Source organism: Shewanella sp. WXL01 (assembly GCF_012263345.1).
In the GTDB taxonomy this organism is placed as follows: domain Bacteria; phylum Pseudomonadota; class Gammaproteobacteria; order Enterobacterales; family Shewanellaceae; genus Shewanella; species Shewanella maritima.
On the sequence record NZ_JAAIKQ010000003.1, the window covers coordinates 378,313 to 403,575 of the forward strand.

The following is a 25,263-nucleotide window of genomic DNA, read 5'->3' on the forward strand; positions in this document are numbered from 1 at the left end:
TTTTGTAGGTATAGCAACTAGCTAGCAGCAATTTCCGCCTTGTTCTAAACGATTTTTCCTGCGTAATATCTGAACACTTATTTATCCCAATTGGTATCAAGCAACCCGCCGTTATTGAGTATGTGTTGCATTCTTTGACTTAAACCTAAGGTCAGTAAGCAATTCACTGCCTGATGGAGAATATCCTATGTCGATAGCTACGCCGCCAGCTTGCTCGCAAGCACTTGTTGAAGATAAGTCATTAGGCTATATGCTTTATGGCTTGATGAGCGCATTTCCGCTGTTTTTTATTCCTGTATTAGTTAGCCTTTGGCTTAATCTTATTCAAAAGAATGTTCAGCCCAACTCTTTGCTCGGCAGTCATTTGCGCTGGCAAAAGTTCAGTATTATTGGATTGGCGCTCGCAGTATTAATGGGTTACCTGTCTGCAGGAATGTGGTTTAGCCTGCCTATCTTGTTAACGGGTATTGTTTGGTTTTGCTACCGGGTATTTAAAGGATGGCTCAGCTTAAATGATGGCATTAGGTTGTAGTGGGTATTGAGCAGTAAAAAGCCGAGGGTTGATCCTCGGCTTTTTTGTGGGTGACTGGCTTGATTAGCTAGCTAACACGCGTTGCAATAGCTGAGGCTGGTCTTGCTGACGATCTAGCATGACACCATTTAAACCAAGTTGCTTGATGGCGCGCGCCTGCTGTTCAACCGTTTCAACTGTAGCAGTTTGAGTCAGGTTAACTAGCACTGGCAAGTGAGTCAGTTGCTTAACTTCAATCAGACTGCTTAGGTCTAGGCTGAGTTTTTGCGCTTCATTGAGACCGCGAATACCTGAGTCAACAAGACCTATTTGTTGATTGCCTTGATTCAAAATAACATCGGCACTGTTTAGCCACTGCTCAAGGCTAGCGTTGTTGTGTCTGTCAATCAGCACTGGTGTGCTAAGCGCTCCCGCGGCATTTAATAGCTCAGCATCGAACATCGACTTACCTTGCAATAGCAAACCGTCGCTAAGTTTCGCTGCAACAGGCAGCTCAACACTGTGCTCAACAGGTAAGATGCAGGCAAGGCCAGCAAGGTTGATTTGTTTGACACAATCGCTAACTTGCTGCTCGTTTGATATCAAATCGGCATTATTAAGTACAATCGCTTCGAAGCCTGCTTCTTTTGCTTCTCGTGCTTGGGTTGCGACTTCAGTGTTGTTATCTGTGTAGTCTAAATGCTTAATGGTATTTAGCGCAGCGCCGCCAATTTGCATCATTCCAAGTTGCACAACAGTATCTTTATCTTTAAATGATTTGGCGTACTTAGGGTTATGGCCTAGTTGGTTAGATGCCGCTTTAGAGCTATCTGGCTCAATAAGTAGTTGTGATTGTGACAATTGCGTCGGTTTTACCGTTTCACACGGGTAGCAGCCTAAGACCTTAATAAAACGCGTTTGGCGTTCTAGCTCGTTGATAGCTTGCTGGACATTATCTGTTGCTAAATTTCCGTCGATATCAAGATAGAACATTTCTTCCCAAGGTGTACCTGGAATAGGGCGCGACTCAAGCTTACTCATATTGAGGTTATGCTCTTTGAGCACAAGCAAGGCCTCAACCAGAGCGCCAGGCTTGTGACCTGTCGCCATAATAAGCGTAGTCTTAGCTGGCAGCTGTGACGGTACATCTACCGCCTTGCGAGCAACCACGATAAAGCGGCTCTGGTTAATTTTTTGATTAGCGAGATCTTTGTCAATTGCGCTTAAGCCGTAAAGGGCGCCGCCTTCAGCGCTGCCTATCGCGGCAACATTGCTACTACCACTATCTATGACTTTTTGCATGGCTTCAGCACTGCTTGAGCAATACTCCAATTTGATGTGCGGGTATTGGCTTAGGTAACGACTGCATTGGCTAATCGGCTGTGGATGGGCGTACAAAGTGGTGATGTTATCAACACTGCTGCCACTGCTCGCGAGCATACAATGACCGACTTCGATGGTGGTTTCACCTACAATTGATAACGACGTGTGCTGCAGCACGTCATACACTTCATTGATTGAGCCAGAAGATGTGTTCTCAATCGGCAAAAAGCCGTAATCGGCATGGCCTGATTCTACTGCTGTGATGATGTCATCAAAGTTTGGGCAACCTAAGTCTTGCATCTCAACCTGACGGCGCTCACAGTATCGATTCGCTGCCAAATATGAATAAGAGCCACGCGCGCCCAAATACGCCACAGTGTATCGCGTCTTTTGGGTTTCAGGGTTTGCTTTGGTGTGCAGGTAGGCTTGTTGATTGAGCACTGAGTCTTCAATGATGCTCTGGTACAGTGAAATCACATAGTGAGCGTCTAAGCCTTGCTCACGCCCTTGATGAACTAAGCGCTCAAGCAGTTCTTTCTCTCTTTGGGTATCACGAATTGGGCGCACATCGACTTCTTTTGAGCGAGCAACGTCTAGGCTCAAAGCTCGTCTTTTTGCTAATAGGCCAAGTAGCTCTTTATCAAGATGAGTAATTTGCTCTCGGGTGTCATTTAACGCTGGTGGTTTTTGCATATTGTTGGCCCAACTTCTCATGCTTGTGCATGTTTAAAAATTTAACGATTAACGAGATAGAAAAGAGTGAAACAAAAAAGCCTCCCGGTTGGGAGGCTCAATTTTCACTTTCGTTTTTACACAGAAAATCGACTCCCAACTTGGGTGTGCGTAAAAAAGAAAGTAAAAAACAAATTTGCTGTCATCTATCGTTCGTCATTTTGTTTGTTATCACTAATGGCACAGCCAGCGAACACAGGACGTTGAAAACGACTCGGTGATCACGCTGCCTAATTAAAATTAAAGCTGTGCTGGCTCGCTGTCAATGCAATTTTACTCATTTAGCGTGACATATTGTACTTAGTGAGACTTTATCGCTTGGGTTTGAGAGTGCGAGGCAGCCGTACTGGAATTGAAATAGGTATTGAACTTAAATTTTTAGATAAAAAAGCGCACTTACTCAGTGCGCTTTTGAAGTATGAATGTGAAATGTGCTTTACGCAGCAGACTCCTCGCTATAGTCATATTCAAAATCGTCTTCAGCTTCGACCACAGGTTGTTGATGGCGTTGAGACTGTGGCTTGTGCGTGATGCGATTTAACTGCTTCTCAAGTTTTTGCCCCATGGCAGTAATGGCTGAGTATAGGTTTTCGCCTTTAGCTTGGGCAAAAAGTTCACCACTTGGTAAGCCTACTGAGGCTTCAATTTTAAACTGTTGCTTCTCTTGTGTGATGATTACGTGAGGATTAATAAGTTGAACGTCATGACGAGTTAACTTTTCAAAACGACCCTCAATACGTTCACGGATTGGTGCAGTGACTTCAAGTTGTTTGCTGGTGATTTTTAGCATATTTCAAACCCTCTTGTTGCTTGCTTAACTTCAGACTACCAATAATTGGGCTGGATTTTGTGATTTTTATCACGATTTTTGGGGCTAAAGATACTGTTTGCTTTTAATTTGAACGCTTGCGCAAATTCGGTAAATTTCCGTTTAGAATCGCTTGTAATTGGCTATTTTAAGGCGCATATTGGAATGGATAACAAGCAGCAAAATTCTCGTCACCCCCCATTTTTTATTGCACCTTACTTTCTCTTAGCTTCATCATCGAAAATATTCGATTCGCGAAACTGAGTCATTCTCGCGTTTATCTTTGTCACGCAAGTACGATGTAAAAGCTCGTTTTGGCGTCACTATTAGCTCAAAGCAAATAGCGCTGTGCAAATTTGTGTAAAACGATTCATCAAGTCTGCCGGAAATGGTATGTTTGCCAGATAAAAATGGATAACAAACAGCAAGAAGTCATTATGGAACAAAAAACAAAGTCAATTGTATGGGACTTACCAGTACGGGTTTTCCATTGGGGAATTGTCGTGTTAATGGGTGGTCTTTGGTGGACAGCGGAGCAAGGGGAGATGGAGTGGCATCAAATCTTGGCTTATGTCTTGGCCGCGCTATTAGTGATGCGATGGTTTTGGGCCGCTGCGGGCAGCCAAACAGCAAAATTTAGTGATTTTATCCGCTCGCCTAAAGCCGTCATCAGTTATGCATTAAACAGAAGCCCGTCTCCAACATTAGGCCATAATCCACTAGGCGGTTATATGGTGCTCGCTTTGATGTTGATGCTAACGGTGCAGCTAGTAACTGGCCTTTTTGCAACCGATGATATTTTTACTGAAGGTCCACTATATGCTTATGTATCAAGTGAGCAAGCTAGCTGGCTTACTTGGCTACATAAAACAAATTTTACCGCGCTGCAGATCTTTATTGCTGCACATATCCTTGCTGTCATCCTTCATCAGTTTAAAGGTGATAAGCTTATTCAAGCGATGTTCTCAGGTAAAAAGCTTCATGACTCGGCACTTGATAGCCCAAAAATGAAATCTGCTATCACAGCCTGGATCGTGCTGTTAATCGCACTGGGTTTATTGGGGTACTTTTTGATATGGCCTATTTATCAGTTTATGTAGCTTGGGTTAGTCGTTCTTGTAAATCGCTCTTGTAAATCGATAGCGATACAAACAAAAAGTCCGCAGGTGCGGACTTTTTCTTTAATGACTTGAACTTGCACTTAAGCGTCTAACGATCAGGTTTAGCGGCCTTCGAAGCTTTAGTCTTTCTTGTAGTTGTCGTGACAACCCTTACAAGTTTTGCCCACTTCACCAAATGCTTGTTTTAACTCTTTCTTGCTGCCCGTAGCGGCAATTTCAGCTAGCTTGGCAGCATTGGTTTGGAATGTCATCATGCGCTCGTCAAAATCAGCCTTGTTTGACCAAATTTTTGCTAGCGCATCAGTGTTACCAGAGTCAGTACCATCGATGAAGCCTTCGTGAGGGATTTTTGATAACGCGGCTACATTTACTGCGCGCTCAGCAAATACTTTTTGATCAAAGGCCTTCTTACCTTTCATCATTGCGCCCATATCACCAAAATTGTAAGCGATTAGGCTGAATGCTGATTGACGGTATTTAATTGCATGCTCTGGCTTTCTAAAGTTATCGGCCATAGCGCTTGGAACTAGGATTGCTGCAGTAGTTAATGCAAGAATGATTTTTTTCATTTTTATTTCTCATGTTTACACGACAAAACACTTACCGGTTGCGTTGTTACCGAGGCTGAAACTCGTGTTTGAACGCATAACGGTGCGAGTGACACGGCTCACAGTTTACATGAATAATGGGCCTTGTGTAGATTTCATTGTTGCAAAGTTTTGCAAAGAATTTATGACGTTATATTCGCATTGTATTAAGTACACGCATTTTGAATAGGCAAGGAGATTTGTTACACTTGTACTGTTTTAGCATTACAGCAATTAGAAGGGGCCTATGCGCGCTGATTGGAGTTTAGTGTTGGACAAAGTGTTGTCCCACAGCAATGAAGCAGACTTAACCGTTCTGTTCCATTTATTAATGACCGAAGAAGAGCGAAGTGCTATCTCTGGTCGATTAAAAGTATTCCAAACATTACTTGAAGGTGAGCTCAGCCAAAGACAAATTGCCGCTGAGTATCAAGTGAGCATCGCAACCATTACGCGTTGTTCAAATTACTTAAAAAATATGTCTGTAGAGCAAAGAGACAGTGTTAGAAAACTCATCCTCGATTGACAAAAAAGAGCCGCTATAAAGCGGCTCTTTGTTTTTATGAAATTTACTACTATCGAAATGATGATGCTGGGATCTTGTGATGCCTGAAGCTTGCACGGCGCATGATTAAGTAAAATCCAAAGGTGACTAAGCAAATGGAAAATAAGGTGCTGGAGTCTCTTGGGTAAAATCGTGTAAGTAAACCTGCTGCTAAAATGTATAGAAAGGGAAGCTGTCCATACAGAAATTCAGGAATAAACCCTTGTTTACGTTTTCGCTTAGGGTCAGTACGGCGATTTGCAGAGCGCTGATTATAGATATAACCACCGAACAAATAGACTACCACCGCCGCGGCAAGTGCGTAAATCGGCTGAGCTGTGACAATACCTGCCCCACCAATAATTAAATAAGTTAGTGGTAGGCTTTCATAGATAGGTTTAGCAATCATAATGCACTCCTTCGCATTGGCTATTGTGAGCAGTGAGTGGAAAATGACATGCAAAAAGACTAAGCATAATGCCTATATATCCCTATTAGGCTGACTTTAGTGCATATCAACAACGGCTAAATTATAGCAAATAAAAAATGCCACCGACTATAAACTAGCCAGTGGCATGTGATGATTTCGTACTTATTATTGAGCTTAAAAATGCCGTTATTAGCTAAGTGATTAAACTCATTAGCATAATATTTAGCACGATACTTTTTCAGATATTAGTGAAAAAGTATTAGTGGCTACAACCACAACCGCCTTTGCTATCGCAATTTGGGTTACTACCGCCGCAACATTCATGATCGTCACCATGATCGTGACCACAGCTTTGACCAGCAGCATGGATGTGACCGTGAGCGATTTCATCTTCGCTAGCTTGACGTACTTCCATTACTTCAACGCTGAAGTGTAAGTTTTCACCAGCTAATGGGTGGTTACCATCAACAACCACAGACTCATCTTTAACTTCTGTCACTTGTACAGGACGTTGACCCATTTCGGTTTCAGCGATAAAGCGCATGCCAGGAACGATATCTTGGATCTCGCCAAATGCTTCTAGTGGGACTTCTTGTCGTAGACCTTCGTGATATTCGCCATAGGCTTGATCTGCTTCAACATTGACTTCAAGTTTGTCTCCTACCGCTTTACCCTCAAGCGCAGCTTCTAAGCCTGGAATAATATTTTCAGCACCGTGCAGGTAAAGCATTGGTTCTGCGCCAAACGAGCTTTCAATTTGCTCACCTTGAGAGTTTGAAAGTGTGTAATGGATGGTTACAGCAGTATGTTTTGCGATATTCATGTCGACTCCAACTTTTGATTTGCACGCATACTAACGCTAATTAGTCTTGGGTGCATGCAATAACATCAGTTTTTGCTCATTCAATCACATCTAGGGTTTACTGGATTTACAAGTGATTAACTTGAGTATTTCTCAGCACTGTAGAGGATGTTGACGTAATTTACGTAGGGTTGAGTCAATATTGAAAAAACAGAAGCTAGTTGCCTTGTTTTTTAACTGTTTATATTCAGTGGTTTGCACGTATTTTTGCGGTAATCTATCTACTTGAATTTGGGCTCGAAAACCGAGTTTGCAGCATGTTGCTTAGTTTTTTTTGTATTGTTTTGGTTTTGTCAATTGGACGATATTAAAAAAATGGTAGCAAAAGCGTAATTAAGGGTTGACATTGGAGGGTGAAACACGCAATTCTGTAATTAAGCAACATAGTTTAAATGAACAACTAGTTTCGCTTTAAAGCGCTTGTATCACAACTGCACAAAACGCTAGTGAGCTATGTTAGCCAATTTGGGTTTATTTTTAACTTTAACGGATATCAGCCAGTGACTGTAACTAAGATGATTACAACCACGATTACCACAACCACCATTATTACAATGGGGGCGGGCTGATCACACCCCAAAGAATCAGATTTCTAAAGCCCGCTCAATCGAAAGATAAGCGGGCTTTTTCATTTTTAGGCAGTTTAATAATCTCAGCAGTTTTAGGAGTAGGGAGAGAAGTATGAAAGTAATGAAGTTTGGCGGTACCTCACTTGCCAACTGGCAACGTTTTTCTATGGCGGCGGACATTATTGCGACTTCTACCCAAACCACCCAGGTCGCTACCGTGCTGTCAGCACCAGCGACAGTGACCAATGCACTATTAGAAATGGCCGATTTGGCGGTGGTTAAGCAAGACTATTCGGCTGTATTGAGTAAAGTTGAGTCGGTATTTTCCTCGCTATTTAGCGAAGCAGAAGTGCTCTTAAACGCGGAACAGAAACTGTCGCTAGAATCTCAGCTAAACGAGCAAATGCACAATTGGCAGAGCAAACTATCTGGAATTAGCCTGCTTGGCGAGTGCCCAGATTATGTGCGTGCTGAGATTGTCACTTCTGGTGAAAAGCTCTCAACAGCCTTGATGGTTGAGTTGATGCGCGCTAAAGGGCTAAGCGCAGATAAACTCGACCCACAAGTCTTGTTTCTCGCTCACGGGCAGCCGCTTGAGTCGAGCGTGGATATTAGTGTGAGTAAGCCAAGATTTGGCAAGCTTGACCTTAAAGCCAATCAAGTGTGGGTAATGCCGGGCTTTACTGCAGCAGATGTGCATGGCAAAACCGTGACCTTAGGGCGCAATGGGTCTGATTATTCTGCGGCGGTATTGGCAGCTTGTGTAGATGCGCAATGCTGTGAAATATGGACCGACGTTGATGGGGTATATAACACTGATCCTCGTGTGGTGAGTGACGCTAAACTACTCGCGCAGCTTAGCTATCAAGAGGCGATGGAGCTATCTTATTTTGGTGCTAAGGTGCTGCATCCTAAAACAATCGCGCCTATCGCTCAGTACCACATTCCTTGTTATATCCGTAACAGCTTTAATCCAAGTGCACCGGGTACGTTAGTGTCTAACCAGCAAGATGAAACTGGTTTACAGGTGAAAGCCATATCTAATCTTGATGATCAAACCATGTTTAACGTATCAGGCCCTGGCATGAAAGGCATGGTGGGTATGGCAAGTCGCGTACTTGAGGCTATTTCTCGCAGTGGGATATCGGTGTCGCTTATCACCCAAAGTTCATCTGAATACAGTATCAGTTTTTGTGTAGCGACCAGTCAGGCAAACAAAGCTAAATGGGCGTTAGAGCAAGAGTTTGAGCTAGAAATTCAATCTGAGTTGCTTGAGCCAATTGAGCTGAGAAAAGATTTAGCCATTGTCTCGCTAATTGGTGATGGCATGAAGACCCACAAAGGCGTATCGGCTAAATTCTTTGGCGCGCTGGCTCAGGCTAGTGTCAACATAGTGGCGATTGCCCAGGGCTCTTCAGAGCGCTCTATTTCAACTGTGATTAAGCAAGAGAAAACCAAACATGCTATTCGAGCGTGTCATCAAGCGTTCTTTGATGTGCAGCAGTATCTCGATGTATTTTTGGTTGGCTGTGGCAACGTTGGTGCAGGGTTACTAGAGCAGTTTAAGCAGCAAGATAACATGCTTAAACGCCAGCATATTAGTGTGCGTGTCTGCGGCATAGCCAACTCGAAAGCGATGCTACTCAATGCTGATGGTATTGAGTTAGATAATTGGCAGCAGCAAGTCGCCCAAAGCAGCGATGCATTTAACTTAGCCAAGATGCTAGAGTGGGGTAAAACGCAGCAAATTCTTAATCCTGTGCTGGTGGACTGTACCTCATCAGAGGCTATCTCCAATGCTTATCTTGATATGATGCAAGCTGGTTTTCATGTCGTGACGCCAAACAAAAAGGCCAACACCCGTGATGGTGAATATTACCAAGCGCTGCGTCAAACAGCATTAGTTAACCGTCGACAATTTCTATATGAAACCACCGTCGGTGCTGGCTTGCCGGTGATCGATAACCTTAAAAAATTACTTTGCGCTGGTGACAAATTGCATAAATTCAATGGCATTTTGTCTGGTTCACTATCTTATATTTTCGGTATGTTGGATGAGGGCATGACTTTGTCACAAGCAACCAGTATTGCCCGCGACAAGTGCTTTACTGAGCCCGATCCTCGGGATGATCTGTCTGGCATGGATGTGGCTCGCAAGGTGTTGATCCTCGCTCGCGAAGTAGGGCTGGATTTGGAGTTAGCAGACATTCAGGTTGACTCAGTGCTGCCAGCTAGTTTCGATGCCAGCGGCGATGTCGATACCTTTATGGCTAATTTGCCGCAAGTCGATAGCCAGGTAAAACAACGTGTAGAGCAAGCCAAAGCCCAAGGTAAGGTGCTGAGATATGTGGGTCAAATTGATGATGGTAAGTGCTATGTGCGTATTGCTGAAGTTGGCAGTGACGATCCGCTTTATAGCGTAAAAGGTGGCGAGAACGCGCTGGCATTTTATAGCCGCTATTATCAGCCTATTCCATTTGTATTAAGAGGCTATGGTGCGGGAACTGATGTTACTGCTGCTGGTGTGTTTGCCGATGTGCTGCGCACGCTCAACTGGTCTCGTGAGGTTTAAGTCAATGAGTCGAAATACATTAACGGTTTACGCGCCTGCATCTATGGGCAATGTTGGAGTGGGATTCGATTTACTTGGCGCAGCACTTGCGCCCATAAATGGTGAACTATTAGGTGACAAAGTCACTATTTCTGCAGCAGAACAGGGTATCGAGTTCACCCAAACAGGCGCTTGGGCTCATAAACTGCCTTCAAGTGCTGCTGATAACATTGTCAGCCAATGTGCGACGTTTTTCCTTTCTAAACAAGGTATCGAGCAAGGAGTTAAGCTAGAGCTTGAGAAAAACTTGCCAGTGGGAAGTGGTCTTGGCTCATCAGCAAGCTCGGTAGTGGCGGCGCTTTACGCTCTAAATTGCTTTTTTGACTCTCCTTACGATCAAAATGCCTTGCTGCAATTAATGGGTGAGTTTGAAGGCAAGATATCTGGCAGTGTGCACTATGACAATGTCGCGCCGAGCTATCTAGGTGGCATGCAGCTGATGACAGACACGCCAAGCTCGGTATGCGAGGCGATTCCACATTTCAAAGATTGGTATTGGGTGGTGTCATATTCAGGCGTATCACTGTCGACCGCCAAAATGCGCGCATTACTGCCAGAGCAACAAGACATGGCCACCACACTCGATTATGGCCGCCGCTTAAGCGCATTTGTTCACGCCAGCTACAAGGGCGATCCGCAAATGGCTATTGATGTACTTAAAGATGTAATAGCTGAGCCATATCGCGCTGCAGCGATCCCTGGTTTTGTTGAGGCAAGGCAAGCGCTTAATGAGCTAGGTATGCTAACCACAGGTATATCAGGCAGTGGCCCTACGTTATTTACCATTACCGATTCTTTAGCTAAAGCTGAGCAGGCCAAACTTTGGTTAGATGACCATTATTTGTGCCAAGCTGGTGGTTTTAGTCATGTGTGCAAAATTGATGAGCAGGGTGCGAGAGCGCTGTAACTTTTTCCAATTATTAAATTAGGTCGTAACCAATGGAACTATATAACCTTAAACACCCATCTCAAAAAGTCAGCTTCAGTGAGGCAGTGCAGCTTGGTTTAGGCAAAGACCGCGGGTTGTTTTTCCCAAGTCAAATCCCTCAGCTAGACAATATTGATGCCTTGCTAGAGTTAGATTTTGTCGCCCGTAGCAAGAAAGTTCTTGGTGCCTGGCTTGCAGCAGAGCTTGGTCAAGGTACAGTCGATAAGCTCGTTGATGCCGCATTTACCTTTGATGTGCCGCTTGTGCAAGTCGATGACAAACGCGCTTGCCTTGAATTATTTCACGGTCCAACGCTCGCGTTTAAAGACTTTGGTGCACGCTTTATGGCGCAGTGCGTTAACTTACTGGCGCCAGAGAAGGGCCTAACGATTTTGACTGCAACATCAGGCGATACTGGCGCGGCTGTAGCCGATGCATTTTATGGCCTTGATAAAGTCAAAGTGGTGGTGATGTATCCACAAGGTAAAATCAGCGAGTTACAAGAGAAAATGTTCACCACGTTGGGTGGTAACATCATTACACTTGCGGTTGAGTCAGACTTTGATGCTTGTCAGGCATTGGTTAAGCAGTCGTTTGATGATCAAGACGTCAGAGAGGGGTTAGCACTTAATTCAGCTAACTCTATTAACATTAGTCGGTTGCTTGCGCAGGTTTGCTATTATTTTGAAGCTGCCGCCCAAGCTAAGCGCCTTGGACACCATGAATTAGTTGTATCAGTGCCAAGTGGCAACTTTGGTAATTTAACTGCAGGTTTGTTTGCTAAAGCCATGGGACTCAATATTAAGCGCTTTATTGCGGCGACCAATGCTAATGACACAGTGCCGCGCTACTTGGCAGATGGAGAGTGGCAACCTAATGCCACGGTTGCAACCATGTCAAATGCAATGGACGTGTCTGAACCAAGTAATTGGCCGCGTTCAGAAGCTATCTGTGAAGCTATGGGCTGGCTACTGTCTTTAATCTCTGGTGTTGCGGTAACTGAAGCGCAAACCCAAGAGACCTTGGTGCAATTAAAGCAAGCTGGTTATCAGTCTGAACCTCATGCCGCCATTGCCGCAAATGCACTCAATGGATTAGCTGCAGATGAGTTTGGTGTGTTCCTTGGTACCGCGCATCCAGCAAAGTTTAAAGACGTGGTTGATGAGGTATTAGAGCTTGATTTACCTTTGCCACCAGAGCTAGATGCTGTAGCGGGTAAGCCTATTCTATCCGATTCGCTCGCTGCAGATTTTGAGCAGCTGAAACAGTACTTATTTGCCAAACTGGCTTAACTTAATAGCTGCAATCGCAAACGTAAAAAAGCGCCTACAAAGGCGCTTTTTTACGTTAATTGGTGCAACATTTCGCTCAGTGTTGGTGAAATGTATGATTTATGATCTTGGTCAAACACATTTTGAGCAAATTTTGTAAGTATATTTCCCTGTATCATTTACAGGAGAGGCGAGATGAACGACAAAGCCATGCTGAAACGTTTATTGCGTGACCATAAGCATATTGCCATTTTGCTGGATATTTTGGCGACTAAGCAAGCTAAGTTGGCCGAAGGCGAAGCGATTAACTTTAACTTAGTACGTGACATCGTCGAGTACATGCAAAGTTACGCTGAGCATAGTCATCACCCGCTAGAAGATATTACGTTTGATTTATACCTGAAAAAAATGGGCGAGAGTAATCAGTCGCAGCTTCATGATGAGCATAGCCGTCTTGCTGAGTCTTCTGGTGCGCTCATGTACAGTTTAAATATGATTTTAAGTGATGTGGTCATTTCCAGAGAAAAGCTGGTGAATGATCTTAAAGCTTATATTGAGCTACAACAGTTACACATGCAGTATGAAGAGCGCGAGATTTTCCCTTTGTTTGTTAAAGCGCTTACTGATGATGATTGGAATGCCATTGAAAAGCAGTGCCAGCAGCGTTTAGTTGATGACCCTTTGTTTAGCGACAATGACAAAGCGGTATTTGAAGAGCTAAAACAATACATAGCAGCTACCGATATTAAGTAGACTGATCTTGTAACGAGTTACAAGTAACCTGTTGTTAACTTAATGTAAATAAAAAAGAGCGCTTTAAGCGCTCTTTTAGAGGTTGTGATGAATGAATAGTTATTCACGGATCACACACTGAAGTTAATACTTTCTATATGATGGTATTAATATCCAAATCAAAAGAATTATCAATATCTTGTAATTCCTTGAGTAGGCGTTGTTTGTCTTTAATGGCCTCAATCTCACGCCATTTACGCTTTTTACTCGAACTTCTTGTACGGGTTGGTTTCTCAACAACTTCTTCTAGCGCACCACCATAATCTAAACGATCCATGGTAACCTCCCTTGTTATTATGATGTCTCTATGCAAATAAGTATCATATTTCACCAATAGTCTGCAATATCAATGTTTCACTTTTGTTAACAGTTGAAGGCGTTTTGATGAAGATTTTACACAGTAATTTGGCACAAAGCGCTAAAGCTGATGGGTATTTATACAAAAAGAGCCAGCATTTGCTGACTCTTTAGAATTAATCACTTATTTTTGTCCCATTTACGCAGAGCAAAGTGATTGGAAGATTGGCTTGGTTAGATTTTACCACTGCGGAATAGGTTGATTAACGCATTGCTTGAAGCATCTAGCTCGTTAGCATCTGACGCTGCGCCAATTCGCTCAAGCACATCGTTACCGAGCACTTTCCCTAGCTCAACGCCCCATTGATCAAATGAGTTAATATCCCAAATTGCACCCTGAACAAAAGTTCTGTGTTCATATAGCGCAATCAGTGCACCAAGCGTTGTTGGAGTCAGCTTATCCATCAGTAATGTGTTGCTCGGCTTATTGCCTTCCATCACCTTGTGCTTAGCGATCAACTGCTTTTGTTCATCAGGCAGGCTGGTATTAGCAAGTTCGCTTAATGCTTCTTCATAAGTGCGCCCTTGCATCAACGCCTGGGTTTGACCAAAACAGTTAGATGCAAGCTGATTATGGTGCTCTCCCAATGGGTTGTGACTTTGAATTGGCATAATAAAGTCAGCCGGGATTAACGCCGTACCTTGGTGCAAGAGTTGGTGGTAAGCATGCTGACCGTTAGTGCCCTCACCACCCCAAATTACTGGGCCTGTTGAGTAGTCAACGTCAGTGCCATTTAGGGTCACTGACTTACCATTGCTTTCCATATCTAGCTGCTGAAAATAAGCAGGTAGACCACGAAGGTAGTGATCGTAAGTCAAGATGACATGTGACTGGGCGTTATGGAAGTTGCCATAAAGTACCGACAACATCCCCATAATTACTGGCATGTTTTGCGCTAATGGCGCACTTGCGAAGTGCTTGTCCATATCATAAGCGCCAGCCAATAAGGCTTTAAAGTTGTCCATACCAATAAGCAGCGCAATAGGTAAACCAATCGCTGACCACAGTGAGTAACGACCACCAACCCAGTCCCACATAGGGAAAATGTTGTTAGCGTCCATTCCAAATTCAGTGGCTTTAGCGACGTTAGAGGTAACTGCGACAAAGTGCTTGGCAATATCTTGCTGACTACCACCTTGGTTAATAAACCAGTCTTTAGCGCTAAGCGTGTTGGTCAGGGTTTCTTGAGTACCAAAGGATTTAGACGACATAACAAACAAGGTTGTCTCAGCGTTTAGGCCTTTTAGTTTTTCACAAATGGAGGTGGCATCTACGTTGGCAACAAAATGGCAGTTAAGCTGCTTGCTCCAATATGGGCGTAGCGCCTGGGTGACAATCTTTGGCCCTAAAAATGAGCCGCCAATACCAATGCTGACGATGTCAGTTATTGATTTACCTGTGTAACCTAACCAAGCTCCTGATTGTACTTGCTCAACAAACTCAGCCATTTTGCTAAGCGTTTGTTGAACTTCATCAACGATGTTGTTGCCGTCAAGATTGATGCTTGTGGTAGCTGGCGCTCGCAGCGCTGTGTGTAGCACGGCGCGCTGCTCGGTATTGTTTATTTTGTTGCCATTAAACATGGCGCTAATTTTATCGCTAAGGTTTGCTTGCTCGGCAAGCTTAAATAGTAGCGACAACGTATCAGCGTCTACGCGGTTTTTAGAGTAATCAAGCATCAGACCGCACTCTGACAGGCTCATTTGCTCAAAGCGCTGCGGGTTTTGCGCGAACAGTTCACGCATATGTGGCAATGACTGAGTATTATTTTTTATTTGTTGCCAAATTGGACTGGTCGTAAGTTGTGTCATTAGCACATTCCTTGTTTAACTTAACTTCTGTTTTAGCATCTCTTCTAGCTTGTTTTGATCGATAGCAAAGTTACGAATACCTTCTGCCAGTTTATCAACTGCCATTGCATCTTCGTTGAATGCCCAGCGGAACTCTGCCTCAGTTAATGGTGATGGCGCAGTTTTGGTTTCGCTTGTAGCACTTAGCTTTTGCACAACCTGTGCATCTGAGTTAGCAAGTTCTTCAAGTAAGGCAGGGCCTATGGTTAAGCGATCGCAGCCCGCAAGCTCAATAATTTCACCTGTGTTTCTAAAACTTGCGCCCATAACAACTGTGTTATAACCGTGGAGCTTGTAGTAGTTGTAAATGTCGGTAACAGAAACAACCCCTGGGTCGGTCTGTGCTGTGTAGCTTTCGCCAGTGTTCTTTTTGTACCAATCTAGAATACGGCCAACGAAAGGTGAGATGAGGTACACACCCGCTTCCGCACATGCGCGAGCTTGTGCAAAGCTAAATAGTAGGGTTAGGTTACAATTAATACCTTGTTGCTCTAATTCTTTAGCTGCGCAAATACCTTCCCATGTTGACGCTAACTTAATTAGAATGCGAGATTTATCGATGCCCGCATCTTGATATAGCTTGATTAGTTTATGGGCTTTGTCGATAGAACCTTGTTTATCGAAAGATAGACGTGCATCCACTTCTGTTGAAATACGACCCGGCACGATCTTTAAAATTTCAACGCCAATGTTTACTGCAAGTTTGTCACCTGCATCTTCTACCTGTTTAGCGGCATCATCACTTTGCGATTTCGCCCATGCAATTGCATCGTCAATTAGTGGTGCATATTCAGGGATCTGGGCGGCTTTTAAGATAAGAGAAGGGTTGGTGGTCGCATCTTCAGGCTGGTAGCGTTTAATCGCTTCAATATCACCTGTGTCTGCCACAATAGTGGTCAGTGCTTTTAATTGATTGAGTGAGTTTTCCATGAACAATTTCCTCAAAAAGAGTGACAAATTTGCAATGTCTTATTAGAAGCCATTTTGGTAGTGAATCCAACTAAATTTGTAAAAAAATTACGAAAAATAACGCAGTTTTGCGCTAAAAATTAATAATATTGTAGCTAAATTATCAAAAATATGTCGTCATTGACCAAGTTTTGAAAGTTTGTCGATAATAAACCGTAAACAAAACAGCATATTAGCCGTAATAGTTTTGTTTGCTAAATAAAAAAGCCGCCCATTGCTGGGCGGCTCAACTTTTTAGCTATTTCTTAGACCAATATTAAGGCTAAGCTTATGCTTATTTTAGTACTGGACGTTTCTCAGTGCTGGTTACAATCGCTTCAATACGACGGTTTTGGCGGTTTGCTTCTGCTGAGCTGCCTTCCATGATTGGGCGAGTAACGCCATAGCCAACTGATTGCACGCGGCTAGCGTCGATACCGTATTTTTCAGAAAGCGCGTTTGCTACTGCTTTAGCGCGTTTTTCAGAAAGTGTCATATTGTAAGCTGGGCTACCTACGTTAGAAGCGTGACCCTCAATAGACACTGTGTGCTCTGGGTTACGGTTTAGGTAGTTAGCGAGTTTTTCGATTTCAGCGTATGACGCTTGTTTGATAACAGATGAGTTGTTATCAAACAGAATGCCACCTAAGTCGTGCTGTTCTGTCACGTTTTCATAGATACTGCAGCCGTTAGCATCAACCTTATGATTTGCAGGTGTGTTAGGGCAGCGATCTGCATCATCCATTACACCGTCATTGTCTGAATCAGTCGGTGCTGCTGCAGCCGCTACTACTGGGGCTGCAGCTACTGGAGCTGGTTTTGCTTTAGCACCAAAGCGGTAACTTAGTTCTAAACCCCAGTAGTTACTTTGCATTTCAAGTGTTTTAAATGCATCGTCATCTAGGTTTTCATAGCGGCGGTATTTTGCTTGTAACTTCATGTTCTCAGTTACCATATAGCCGATACCTGCACCAATATAAGGCGCAATACCACTGTCACTGTAGTATTCAGTATTGTAGTTTTTCTTGTTGCGTAACAGGTAGTTCATTGCACCTGCTTCAGCTGACACGCTCCAACCATCAGCAAATGGCACTACTGCAACTAAGCCTGCAGTCATACCACGTGCACCAGCATCGTTACGCTTGTTGTTGTAGTCGGTCCATTCAGCCATGCCAAGGTCGCGGTAACCTAGCTCTACACCAAAGTTATCTGAAAACATGTAACCACCGAAAACATCCCACGCATATGGAGAGTCTTCACCACAGATTTTCATGGTTTTTTGGTCGCAGTTAGGTTCGTAATTGTTTACCCCTAAACCAGCACCTACATACCAAGGTGATAGCTCAGTTTCTGCGCTAGCTGCAAAAGGTAAGATCGAGGTGAGTAATACTACTTTTAATGTGTTCTTCATCATATTTAAGTCCATTGTGATTTTACTTCACCAATATGCATATAAAACAAGGTGTTCAGAATGCATTGCCAGCGCTTAGTGTGGTGATCCTTTTATGATTCTAGCTGACGGCGCAATTATGGTCGCTAAACAGGTGTTTTTCCAGAGTTTTAAACTTAAAAGTAACAAAAAGTCGTCAAATTTAATGTTTTTGACATATATTTGTCAGTTTGCTTGCTGGTTTAGACGGATTCTTAGCTTCGATTTAGTAGGCAGAGAAATCATAAGTTTAGGTTTGTTTCCTAGGTTTTATGGGAAGCCTGATAACTTATTGTGATTTGAATGTGGTGAGTGTATTTGCTTGTTGGAGAGTGTAATAGAAACGTGCATTAGAAAATAAGCCACCTGACCCATATAAAAGGGAGAGGTGGCTTATTGGGTTTGACTCACTTTTTGGGTAGCGGTTTTGCTTAGCTCCGCAGTTTAGCGATTAGCGCGTCCACACCCAGTTTTCAATTTCTTTAGGGTCGACACCATGCTCCTTGATGTAGTTTCTGTGCTCGACTAGGCGCTGCAGCATGTCGGTGGTAATTGATACATGTTGGGTTTCGTCAATCACACCTTGCTGGAACAGTTTGTAGGCCATGTCGATAACTAAGTGGTAGCGAGATGTACCATTACGTACGCCCATATCAAATGGTGTAGTGGTAGAGCCTTCTTCTTCATAACCCTTGATACGGAACCTGTGGCTACCCTTATAATCGAACACGAGTTTCTTAATTGTGTTTGGATAGCCGTGGTAATTGAATACCACACCTTTATCTTCAGTGAAGATGTCATCCATACGCCAAGGCTTTTCCTGGAACTTACGGCTGCCTAAACCATTACTGTTAAGCTCAGTCACGCTAACAAAACGTACCTTAACGCGAGGTAGTAGTTCGCGGATCAATACCAGCGACGCTAGACATTCCTGAGTGACATAGTCACCACAGCCTGCGAGTACCACGTCTGGGTTGTCATCTGATGCAAAGTCCCAAACCATAATGCCATCTTTGGTTTGCTTGCGTGCTTCATCGAGTGTCAGCCATTGTGGTAGATCTTTCTTACCCGCGACAATAATGTTGAGTTTATCTCTGTCGGCAAATGCGCGCTCGGTGTAAGTTAGTGTCGAGTTACCATCTGCCGGCAGGTACGCTGAGATAATATCCGGGTGTTTCTCTAACATCGCGCCCAAGAAAGAAGGGTTCTGATGTGAGTAGCCATTATGATCTTGACGCTCTAGCAAAGATGATAGCACCACGTTGCAAGATGGAACCGGTTTGCGGAAGTGCACGCCTTGGCTGGCATAGACATACTTACAGTACTGGTCAGCCATTGACGAAACCACTTGTGAGAATGCCTCGTAGGTTGGGAACATGGCATGACGCCCTGTTACCGTGTAGCCATGCAGCATGCCAAAAAGTAAGTTTTCAGATAACAGCTCAACAACACGACCATCGCGTGACATGTCTTTATCCCAGCTTTCAATTGGCCATTGCCAAGCGCGCGAGGTTTCTTCAAACACTGCTTGTAGCTGGTTTGAATAGGTCTCGTCTGGGCTGAAAATACGTAAATTACGTTGGTCACGGTTTAGTTTGAATGCATCTCGCATCCACTCACCCATCTTATACATAGATAAGCCACGTGTTCCGCGTGGTGTTTCTGGCCCATAGCTCAGTGCTTTCAAATCAGGCTGAGCTAATGCGCGCACCACTTCACCGCCATAGCTTAAGTGCTGACGACCACAACAAAGCTGTTTTGGTGGAATTAATGATTCGATATCAGCGTCGAACTGCAGGTTGCCGTTGTCATCTATATTGTAGAGCTCATCAAACTTGTAGCTTGCTAGCCAATCGTTGAGTGCTTGTAAGTGCGCTGGGTCTTTAGCACATTTATTGACGATAACCTGATGCGAGTCGCAGTTACCCTCAAGCTTTTCACCGTTAAATTCGGATGTACCGGTCCAGCCCTTAGCGGTGCGCATAAGAATGACAGGCCAGCGTGGTTTAACAATATCTTCGCCATTGCGAGCACGTGTTTGAATGTCATCGATCATTTGGTATGAAAGATCCATCGCTTGTGCCATTTGCTCATAGACATCTTGCTCTAGCTCATCATCGACGATGATTGGGTGGTAACCTAAACCTCTAAATTCAAGGTCAAGTTCCTCGTGGCTCATGCGCCCCATTCGAGTTGGGCCTGAAATCTTATATCCGTTGATGTGCACGATTGGCAATACGGCGCCGCTTGTTGCTGGGTCAACTAATCGGTTGGCATACCATGACGCCGCCAATGGGCCGGTTTCAGACTCACCGTCACCAACTAAACATGCGGCGATTAGATTTGGGTTATCAAGTACCGCGCCCCAGGCTACAGATAGCGAGTAACCGAGTTCACCACCCTCAAGAATTTGCCCTGGTGCTTCAGGGTTGGCGTGTGACGGGTAGCCATATGCCGCTGAGAACTTCTTACAAATATCTTCAATTCCCGATTCATCATAAGGAATTGTTTCTGGATAAAAGTGGCTAAGCGAACCTTCGATAAACAGGTTCGCTTGAACTGCGGGGAAGCCATGACCAGGACCTACTAGATAGAGGAAGTCGCGTTGATGTTTAACAATCAGACGGTTTACGTTGGCGTAGACAAAGTTGATCCCTGGACAGGTTCCCCAGTGACCTAATAGTCTAGGCTTGATATCGCTGTGTTTAAGTGGACGCTTAAACAGTACGTTTTGCTTTAGGTAGATTTGTGACGTTGCGAGGAAGTTAGTTGCTCTAACTAGTTTCTTCAATGAAGTGATTTCTTGAGCAGTTGCCATAGTAGCCTCAATGCGAGTAGATGTATTAATTCTGTATTGAGAACACTGTATTCTTATTTGTCTGTTAATAAAGTGATCAGAGTCAATATTCTGCGGTTACATTTCTTTTACCTAGTTCGTTATTTGAGTTAAACATTAGTTAACTTGTTGAATAACATTGCAAGTTACTTGGTACGGTTCAGTTGGTGCTTGGTTAAGAAATTGCCGGATGTGATCAAGATCACTCTGCACAAATTTGTAATTGTGATAGTTTCTGGCGCCGATTAGGACATACGCGCATTTGTTAAGCAGAATTTTTATTAGGGTCTGTTCATCTTTGCTGATTAGAATTTGTTCGAATTAAAGCACTTTAATCGCTGCGCGGGCGATGACGTCTAGTTATCTACACCTCTGGCTTGTAACCACAGGGCTCGCAACAAAGTTTTCTTTGCTATGTCGTATGTGCTTTAAACGAACTCTTCAGGCAGCGCTTGTTGTCATTTCTGCAGCGTTAACGACTTATCATGTGGAACAACCAAACATCAAAGTCGTTGCCTTGTATTAACTTCCAACAAGCAGCTGCAAAAATAATCTTGAAAGATAAGCAGACCCTAGCAAGAAAATGTTAGTCTTAACGATTGTGACTAATTTAATAAGCACTAAACTATTTTGGTTTAAGCGTTGGATCATACCAATGTATGTTGGTTAATTGCGCTTGGTGAGTAAATTCACACCGACTAAAGCCCAAATAATTTAGTGCAGCGCATACGTAATAAATTCAAAAATAATAAAGATAGCTTGTCACAGCCTGTGCTTTTTGGGTGTGAGTAAACTATTCGAAGGAATACGTTAATCATTATGTTGATGTTAGAAACAGCAGTAAATTTTTTGAACAGCTTGCTTTGGGGTGAGTTATTGGTTTATGGCCTAGTTGGTGGTGGTTTATATTTCACTATTCGTCTTGGCTTTATTCAGCTCCTTCATTTTGGACACGGCTTAAAAGTCCTTTCTATTAGTCGCCGTCCTGGTAAACACGGTTTATCTTCATTCCAGGTTTTTTGTACAAGTATGGCTGCTCGTGTGGGTGCGGGTAACATGGCCGGTGTAGCGGTAGCGATTGGAGCTGGTGGTCCTGGTGCAGTATTTTGGATGTGGGCTATTGCCGTGCTTGGTATGGCAACGGCAATGATCGAGTCAACGTTGGCTCAGGTATACAAGGTTAAAGATGGCGAAGGCCAGTATCGTGGTGGTCCAGCTTATTATATGGAGAAGGGCCTTGGTCAACGTTGGATGGGGTCATTATTCTCTGTCTTCTTGATTATTGCTTTCGGTCTAGTTTTTAATGCTGTTCAAGCAAACACCATTACAGGAGCAATGACCCAAGTATTTGAGTTTGAGCCACTTTATGTGGGTATTGTGATTGTCATTGCCAGTGCTTTTGTCATTACTGGTGGTCTGCGTAAAGTAGCTAAAGTCTCTGAGCTTATCGTGCCGTTCATGGCGATGATTTACATTGGTATTGCACTGGTTGTGGTGCTGATGAACATTGAGAAACTACCTGATGTATTTATGCTCATCATAAACAGTGCATTTGGCTGGCAAGAAGCGGCTGCTGGTGGTGTTGCTTATACTATCGCACAAGCTATGCAGTCAGGTATTGCACGTGGCTTATTCTCCAATGAAGCGGGTATGGGTAGCGCAGCAAACGTAGCGGCAAGTGCTTCGCCAAACCCAAATCACCCAGCGTCACAAGGTTATGTGCAAATGATGGGCGTGTTCTTTGACACTATCGTTATTTGTACGGCTACTGCTGCAATTATTTTACTGTCTGGTGATGTAGCGGGCAGCGACGATGGCATTGCTAAAACCATTACCGCGCTAACTAGTCATGTTGGTGATTGGGGCGGCGCATTCATTGCATTCGCAATTCTATTGTTCTGCTTTACTTCAATTATTGCTAACTATTCGTATGCAGAAACCAACGTTATGTTCCTGTCTGGTAATAGTAAAAAGGCACTGCCAGTATTTAGATTGCTAGTGCTTGGTATGGTGATGTTTGGTGCAGTCGCTAAGATTGGTTTAGTGTGGGATTTAGCTGACGTATCGATGGGACTGATGGCCGTGGTGAACATCGTTGCGCTGATCCTACTTTCTGGTCTTGCTATCCGCGTGATTAAAGATTACCGCGAACAAGTCTCTCAAGGCTTAGAGCCTAAGTTTGACGTGACTAAGTTCCCTGAGCTTCAAGAAGAAGGTCAAGACAACGTTTGGTCTAAGATTAACGCGCAGTCAAAACCTTGAGCCCGGCGTTAGTTATTTAAAATACAAGTTAAGCTAATCTAAAAAACCATGCATTGATTGCATGGTTTTTTTATGGAATTTCAGTATCATCTAACCATTATTTATAAACGGAGTTTCCCGCCATGTTGGTATTGGTTTCACCAGCTAAAACGTTGGATTACGACAATCCAGCTATTACTGAGGCCTACACTGAGCCTAAGTTATTGGAGCACAGTCAGGCGTTGATTAATGTGTGTAAACAGTTATCTCCTGCTGATATCGCATCATTGATGAAGGTCAGCGATAAAATTGCAGCCCTTAACGTGGCGCGCTTTGGTGACTGGCAACCTGAGTTTAATCTTACTAACGCTAAGCAAGCCGTGTTTGCTTTTCGTGGTGACGTATACACAGGCTTTGACGCTGATAGCCTGAGCGATGAGCAGCAGCAATCAGCGCAAAAGCACTTGCGTATTCTTTCTGGCTTATACGGACTGTTGAAACCGCTGGATTTGATGATGCCATACCGTTTAGAAATGGGGACAAAACTGGAAAACCCACGCGGTAAGAATTTATATGCGTTTTGGGGTGAGGTTATTACCGATGAAGTGAATCAGGCATTGGCTGAGCAAGGCGATGACATATTGGTTAATCTTGCTTCAAATGAGTATTTTAAAGCAGTTAAACCAAAGCTGGTGAAAGGGCAGATTGTCACGCCTGTATTTAAAGATTGTAAGAAAGGTCAGTACAAGGTTATTAGCTTTTTCGCTAAAAAAGCCCGCGGGTTAATGGCGCGCTATATTGTGGATAATCAGCTAACCGATATTGAGCAGTTAAAGCAATTTGATGTCGACGGATACTATTACTCAAGCGAGCAATCAACTGAGTTAGAGCCTGTTTTTCTGCGTGAAGAGCGTTAGTTTCAAACTTTTAACTCTGAGTGAATTAAAAACGCCTTGTGAAGACACAAGGCGTTTTTGTTTTAGGTCGAGACAAGGTAATTGAAGTTAACTAACCAGCTTTACCCCTTAGCTGCCCGAAAATTATTTAGCCTTGGCCGGAATAGGGCGCAGATCTATTTCAGATTGTGCCATGGTGTAAGCAAACTGAGCGTATACGGCAACATTTTGTGCAAGTGCGCTTGGCACGATTTTGTCTAACGTGTCGTTAGGAGTGTGGTGGTAGTCAAAGTAATCGGTACCGTCCTGACGTAATGATGCCACTGGCACGCCATAGTTAGGTAGCATAGACACATCAGGGCCACCATAGGCTTTATTGTTACCCATTTCTACACCGACGGCTTTCATTCCATGATGTTCTGCCAACACTTGCTCAAAGACCTGTGGGTTAACTTTGACATCGAGCTGGTAAATCTTGCCAGCACCAAAATCAGATTCAGCAGCGATATAGTGTTTAGCTAACTCTTGCTCATGAGCTTTTGCGTAAGCTTTGCCACCAATCAACCCAATCTCTTCTGCAGCGTATAACACTACGCGTACGGTTCGAGCTGGTTTTTTTGGTAAATCTTGGATTAGTTTGCCTGCGGCAGTCACAATAGCGACACCCGCTCCATCATCAATTGCACCTGTACCTTCATCCCATGAATCTAGATGAGCACCAATGAGTACAATCTCATCAGGTTTACTGCTACCAGTGACTTCGGCAATCACATTGTATGAAGTCGCTGTGCCCAAGTTTTTAGACGACATATCTAACGCTAACGTAATCTTGCTATCGCGCTTTAACATGGCATTGATTAGGTCAGCATCAGGGTTAGACATGGCGGCAGCAGGGATCTTTGCAACGCCTTGTTGGTAGCGCATCACACCTGTATGTGCCATACGGTCACTGTCGGTACCGATTGAGCGGATCACAATAGCAACAGCGCCTTTTTTAGCAGCCGCCACTGCGCCTTTTGAACGTCCACCCACTGTCATGCCATAGCCCTTACCATTGCGGTGGCGCTCTGTCTTGTGGTCGATGAAGACGATTTTATCTTTAACTAAACTAGGGTCGGCAGCCTCAAGTGCAGCTAGGCTATCAAAACGAACGATTTGAGCTTCAATACCACCTTTTGGTGTGGCAACACTACCACCTAAAGCAGTAATAACTAAAGGTTGAGCAAATGGGGCTGTAATACTGGCGTTAGCATAGCCGCGCTCCCAAACAGGGACTTGCACCGCTTCTTTATAGACTTTGTCAAAACCTAGGCTATTAAGTTTCTTCATCGCCCATTCTACTGCAATAAGGTCTTTGTCTGTGCCAGCTAAACGCGGGCCTACCTCTACGGTAAGTGATTCAACAAGATCATACGCTAAATTAGAATTTAGTGCTTTTTGAGCCAATTCTTGATTAACAAGCGCATTTTGCGATGTTTGGTTTGTTATTTGGCTTCTAGATGTATTGTCAGAAGTGTTACTAGGGTGTTGGCAACCAACCGTAAGGCCTAAAAAGAGCACTGATAGGACTACAAAAGCATTGTGTTTCATGATTTTCCTTTCATTTTATTATCTAA

20 protein-coding genes and 1 other annotated feature are annotated in these 25,263 nt (G+C 43.7%); of the genes, 9 read left to right on the forward strand and 11 right to left on the reverse strand.

The genetic code is table 11. The features are described from left to right. The first annotated feature begins 187 nt into the window (after window positions 1-187). Complete coding sequence (locus G3R49_RS10410; RefSeq protein WP_130601541.1) at window positions 188-532, forward strand: hypothetical protein; 345 nt, start codon at window positions 188-190, stop codon at window positions 530-532. Window positions 533-595: 63 nt separating this feature from the next. On the opposite strand, the gene G3R49_RS10415 is transcribed toward G3R49_RS10410, so the two are convergent. Both G3R49_RS10415 and raiA read right to left on the reverse strand, forming a co-directional pair. After that, complete coding sequence (locus G3R49_RS10415) at window positions 596-2,527, reverse strand: chorismate mutase (protein WP_167869605.1); 1,932 nt, start codon at window positions 2,525-2,527, stop codon at window positions 596-598. A gap of 70 nt (window positions 2,528-2,597) precedes the next feature. Continuing rightward, window positions 2,598-2,713 (reverse strand) — a sequence feature (Phe leader region). A 289-nt stretch (window positions 2,714-3,002) separates the two neighbouring features. Beyond that, the gene (gene raiA / locus G3R49_RS10420; RefSeq protein WP_130601545.1) at window positions 3,003-3,356 is read right to left on the reverse strand and encodes a ribosome-associated translation inhibitor RaiA; all 354 of its coding nucleotides are present in this window, start codon (window positions 3,354-3,356) and stop codon (window positions 3,003-3,005) included. Between the two features lie 455 nt (window positions 3,357-3,811). On the opposite strand from raiA, the gene G3R49_RS10425 reads away from it, so the two are divergent. Further along, complete coding sequence (locus tag G3R49_RS10425; protein WP_167869606.1) at window positions 3,812-4,474, forward strand: cytochrome b/b6 domain-containing protein; 663 nt, start codon at window positions 3,812-3,814, stop codon at window positions 4,472-4,474. Window positions 4,475-4,614: 140 nt separating this feature from the next. Here the strand turns inward: G3R49_RS10425 and G3R49_RS10430 are convergent, their stop codons facing one another. Beyond that, complete coding sequence (locus G3R49_RS10430; RefSeq protein WP_130601549.1) at window positions 4,615-5,064, reverse strand: cytochrome c; 450 nt, start codon at window positions 5,062-5,064, stop codon at window positions 4,615-4,617. A gap of 265 nt (window positions 5,065-5,329) precedes the next feature. Between G3R49_RS10430 and trpR the strand changes: the two genes are divergently transcribed. Beyond that, window positions 5,330-5,608, forward strand: coding sequence for a trp operon repressor (trpR, locus tag G3R49_RS10435; RefSeq protein WP_130601551.1), 279 nt, complete (start codon window positions 5,330-5,332; stop codon window positions 5,606-5,608). 49 nt (window positions 5,609-5,657) lie between these two features. Here trpR and G3R49_RS10440 read toward each other — a convergent pair whose 3' ends face one another. Both G3R49_RS10440 and slyD read right to left on the reverse strand, forming a co-directional pair. Further along, window positions 5,658-6,035 carry a hypothetical protein gene (locus G3R49_RS10440; RefSeq protein WP_130601553.1) on the reverse strand — a complete coding sequence of 126 codons (378 nt, stop codon included), beginning with the start codon at window positions 6,033-6,035 and terminating at the stop codon, window positions 5,658-5,660. Between the two features lie 280 nt (window positions 6,036-6,315). Then, window positions 6,316-6,879: a peptidylprolyl isomerase gene (gene slyD / locus G3R49_RS10445; RefSeq protein ID WP_167869607.1), complete on the reverse strand. Its 564-nt coding sequence runs from the start codon at window positions 6,877-6,879 to the stop codon at window positions 6,316-6,318. Between the two features lie 720 nt (window positions 6,880-7,599). On the opposite strand from slyD, the gene thrA reads away from it, so the two are divergent. From thrA to G3R49_RS10465, 4 genes are all read left to right on the forward strand, one after another. Next, window positions 7,600-10,059 carry a bifunctional aspartate kinase/homoserine dehydrogenase I gene (gene thrA, locus G3R49_RS10450; protein WP_167869608.1) on the forward strand — a complete coding sequence of 820 codons (2,460 nt, stop codon included), beginning with the start codon at window positions 7,600-7,602 and terminating at the stop codon, window positions 10,057-10,059. A gap of 4 nt (window positions 10,060-10,063) precedes the next feature. Then, a complete protein-coding gene (gene thrB, locus G3R49_RS10455) occupies window positions 10,064-11,005 on the forward strand; it encodes a homoserine kinase (protein ID WP_167869609.1) in 942 nt (313 codons plus the stop codon). Window positions 11,006-11,037: 32 nt separating this feature from the next. Continuing rightward, window positions 11,038-12,318 carry a threonine synthase gene (gene thrC / locus G3R49_RS10460; RefSeq protein WP_167869610.1) on the forward strand — a complete coding sequence of 427 codons (1,281 nt, stop codon included), beginning with the start codon at window positions 11,038-11,040 and terminating at the stop codon, window positions 12,316-12,318. A 189-nt stretch (window positions 12,319-12,507) separates the two neighbouring features. After that, window positions 12,508-13,050: a hemerythrin domain-containing protein gene (locus G3R49_RS10465; protein WP_130603542.1), complete on the forward strand. Its 543-nt coding sequence runs from the start codon at window positions 12,508-12,510 to the stop codon at window positions 13,048-13,050. Between the two features lie 133 nt (window positions 13,051-13,183). Here the strand turns inward: G3R49_RS10465 and G3R49_RS10470 are convergent, their stop codons facing one another. From G3R49_RS10470 to G3R49_RS10490, 5 genes are all read right to left on the reverse strand, one after another. Beyond that, window positions 13,184-13,366: a DUF3545 family protein gene (locus G3R49_RS10470; RefSeq protein ID WP_130601563.1), complete on the reverse strand. Its 183-nt coding sequence runs from the start codon at window positions 13,364-13,366 to the stop codon at window positions 13,184-13,186. 254 nt (window positions 13,367-13,620) lie between these two features. Beyond that, window positions 13,621-15,258, reverse strand: coding sequence for a glucose-6-phosphate isomerase (gene pgi / locus G3R49_RS10475; protein WP_167869611.1), 1,638 nt, complete (start codon window positions 15,256-15,258; stop codon window positions 13,621-13,623). A 15-nt stretch (window positions 15,259-15,273) separates the two neighbouring features. Further along, window positions 15,274-16,227 carry a transaldolase gene (gene tal / locus G3R49_RS10480; RefSeq protein WP_167869612.1) on the reverse strand — a complete coding sequence of 318 codons (954 nt, stop codon included), beginning with the start codon at window positions 16,225-16,227 and terminating at the stop codon, window positions 15,274-15,276. 313 nt (window positions 16,228-16,540) lie between these two features. Then, entirely contained in the window at window positions 16,541-17,659 is a 1,119-nt protein-coding gene (locus G3R49_RS10485) for an OmpA family protein (protein WP_167869613.1), read from the reverse strand. A 466-nt stretch (window positions 17,660-18,125) separates the two neighbouring features. Next, window positions 18,126-20,492 (reverse strand): phosphoketolase family protein, encoded by a 2,367-nt coding sequence (locus G3R49_RS10490; protein ID WP_130601571.1) that lies wholly within the window; start codon window positions 20,490-20,492, stop codon window positions 18,126-18,128. Between the two features lie 843 nt (window positions 20,493-21,335). Here G3R49_RS10490 and G3R49_RS10495 point away from each other — a divergent pair. Together G3R49_RS10495 and yaaA are read left to right on the forward strand one after the other, a co-directional pair. Further along, window positions 21,336-22,772, forward strand: a complete 1,437-nt coding sequence (locus tag G3R49_RS10495) for a sodium:alanine symporter family protein (protein WP_130603544.1) — start codon at window positions 21,336-21,338, stop codon at window positions 22,770-22,772. A 122-nt stretch (window positions 22,773-22,894) separates the two neighbouring features. Continuing rightward, window positions 22,895-23,668 carry a peroxide stress protein YaaA gene (yaaA, locus tag G3R49_RS10500; protein WP_130601573.1) on the forward strand — a complete coding sequence of 258 codons (774 nt, stop codon included), beginning with the start codon at window positions 22,895-22,897 and terminating at the stop codon, window positions 23,666-23,668. Window positions 23,669-23,791: 123 nt separating this feature from the next. Here the strand turns inward: yaaA and G3R49_RS10505 are convergent, their stop codons facing one another. Beyond that, window positions 23,792-25,237, reverse strand: coding sequence for a M20/M25/M40 family metallo-hydrolase (locus tag G3R49_RS10505; protein ID WP_167869614.1), 1,446 nt, complete (start codon window positions 25,235-25,237; stop codon window positions 23,792-23,794). Window positions 25,238-25,263: the final 26 nt, after the last annotated feature.

Coding starts and splice junctions, on each gene's coding strand:
- G3R49_RS10410 (WP_130601541.1), top strand. CDS start 188: ATGTCGATAGCTACGCCGCCAGCTTGCTCGCAAGCACTTGTTGAAGAT.
- G3R49_RS10415 (WP_167869605.1), bottom strand. CDS start 2,527: ATGCAAAAACCACCAGCGTTAAATGACACCCGAGAGCAAATTACTCAT.
- raiA (WP_130601545.1), bottom strand. CDS start 3,356: ATGCTAAAAATCACCAGCAAACAACTTGAAGTCACTGCACCAATCCGT.
- G3R49_RS10425 (WP_167869606.1), top strand. CDS start 3,812: ATGGAACAAAAAACAAAGTCAATTGTATGGGACTTACCAGTACGGGTT.
- G3R49_RS10430 (WP_130601549.1), bottom strand. CDS start 5,064: ATGAAAAAAATCATTCTTGCATTAACTACTGCAGCAATCCTAGTTCCA.
- trpR (WP_130601551.1), top strand. CDS start 5,330: ATGCGCGCTGATTGGAGTTTAGTGTTGGACAAAGTGTTGTCCCACAGC.
- G3R49_RS10440 (WP_130601553.1), bottom strand. CDS start 6,035: ATGATTGCTAAACCTATCTATGAAAGCCTACCACTAACTTATTTAATT.
- slyD (WP_167869607.1), bottom strand. CDS start 6,879: ATGAATATCGCAAAACATACTGCTGTAACCATCCATTACACACTTTCA.
- thrA (WP_167869608.1), top strand. CDS start 7,600: ATGAAAGTAATGAAGTTTGGCGGTACCTCACTTGCCAACTGGCAACGT.
- thrB (WP_167869609.1), top strand. CDS start 10,064: ATGAGTCGAAATACATTAACGGTTTACGCGCCTGCATCTATGGGCAAT.
- thrC (WP_167869610.1), top strand. CDS start 11,038: ATGGAACTATATAACCTTAAACACCCATCTCAAAAAGTCAGCTTCAGT.
- G3R49_RS10465 (WP_130603542.1), top strand. CDS start 12,508: ATGCTGAAACGTTTATTGCGTGACCATAAGCATATTGCCATTTTGCTG.
- G3R49_RS10470 (WP_130601563.1), bottom strand. CDS start 13,366: ATGGATCGTTTAGATTATGGTGGTGCGCTAGAAGAAGTTGTTGAGAAA.
- pgi (WP_167869611.1), bottom strand. CDS start 15,258: ATGACACAACTTACGACCAGTCCAATTTGGCAACAAATAAAAAATAAT.
- tal (WP_167869612.1), bottom strand. CDS start 16,227: ATGGAAAACTCACTCAATCAATTAAAAGCACTGACCACTATTGTGGCA.
- G3R49_RS10485 (WP_167869613.1), bottom strand. CDS start 17,659: ATGATGAAGAACACATTAAAAGTAGTATTACTCACCTCGATCTTACCT.
- G3R49_RS10490 (WP_130601571.1), bottom strand. CDS start 20,492: ATGGCAACTGCTCAAGAAATCACTTCATTGAAGAAACTAGTTAGAGCA.
- G3R49_RS10495 (WP_130603544.1), top strand. CDS start 21,336: ATGTTAGAAACAGCAGTAAATTTTTTGAACAGCTTGCTTTGGGGTGAG.
- yaaA (WP_130601573.1), top strand. CDS start 22,895: ATGTTGGTATTGGTTTCACCAGCTAAAACGTTGGATTACGACAATCCA.
- G3R49_RS10505 (WP_167869614.1), bottom strand. CDS start 25,237: ATGAAACACAATGCTTTTGTAGTCCTATCAGTGCTCTTTTTAGGCCTT.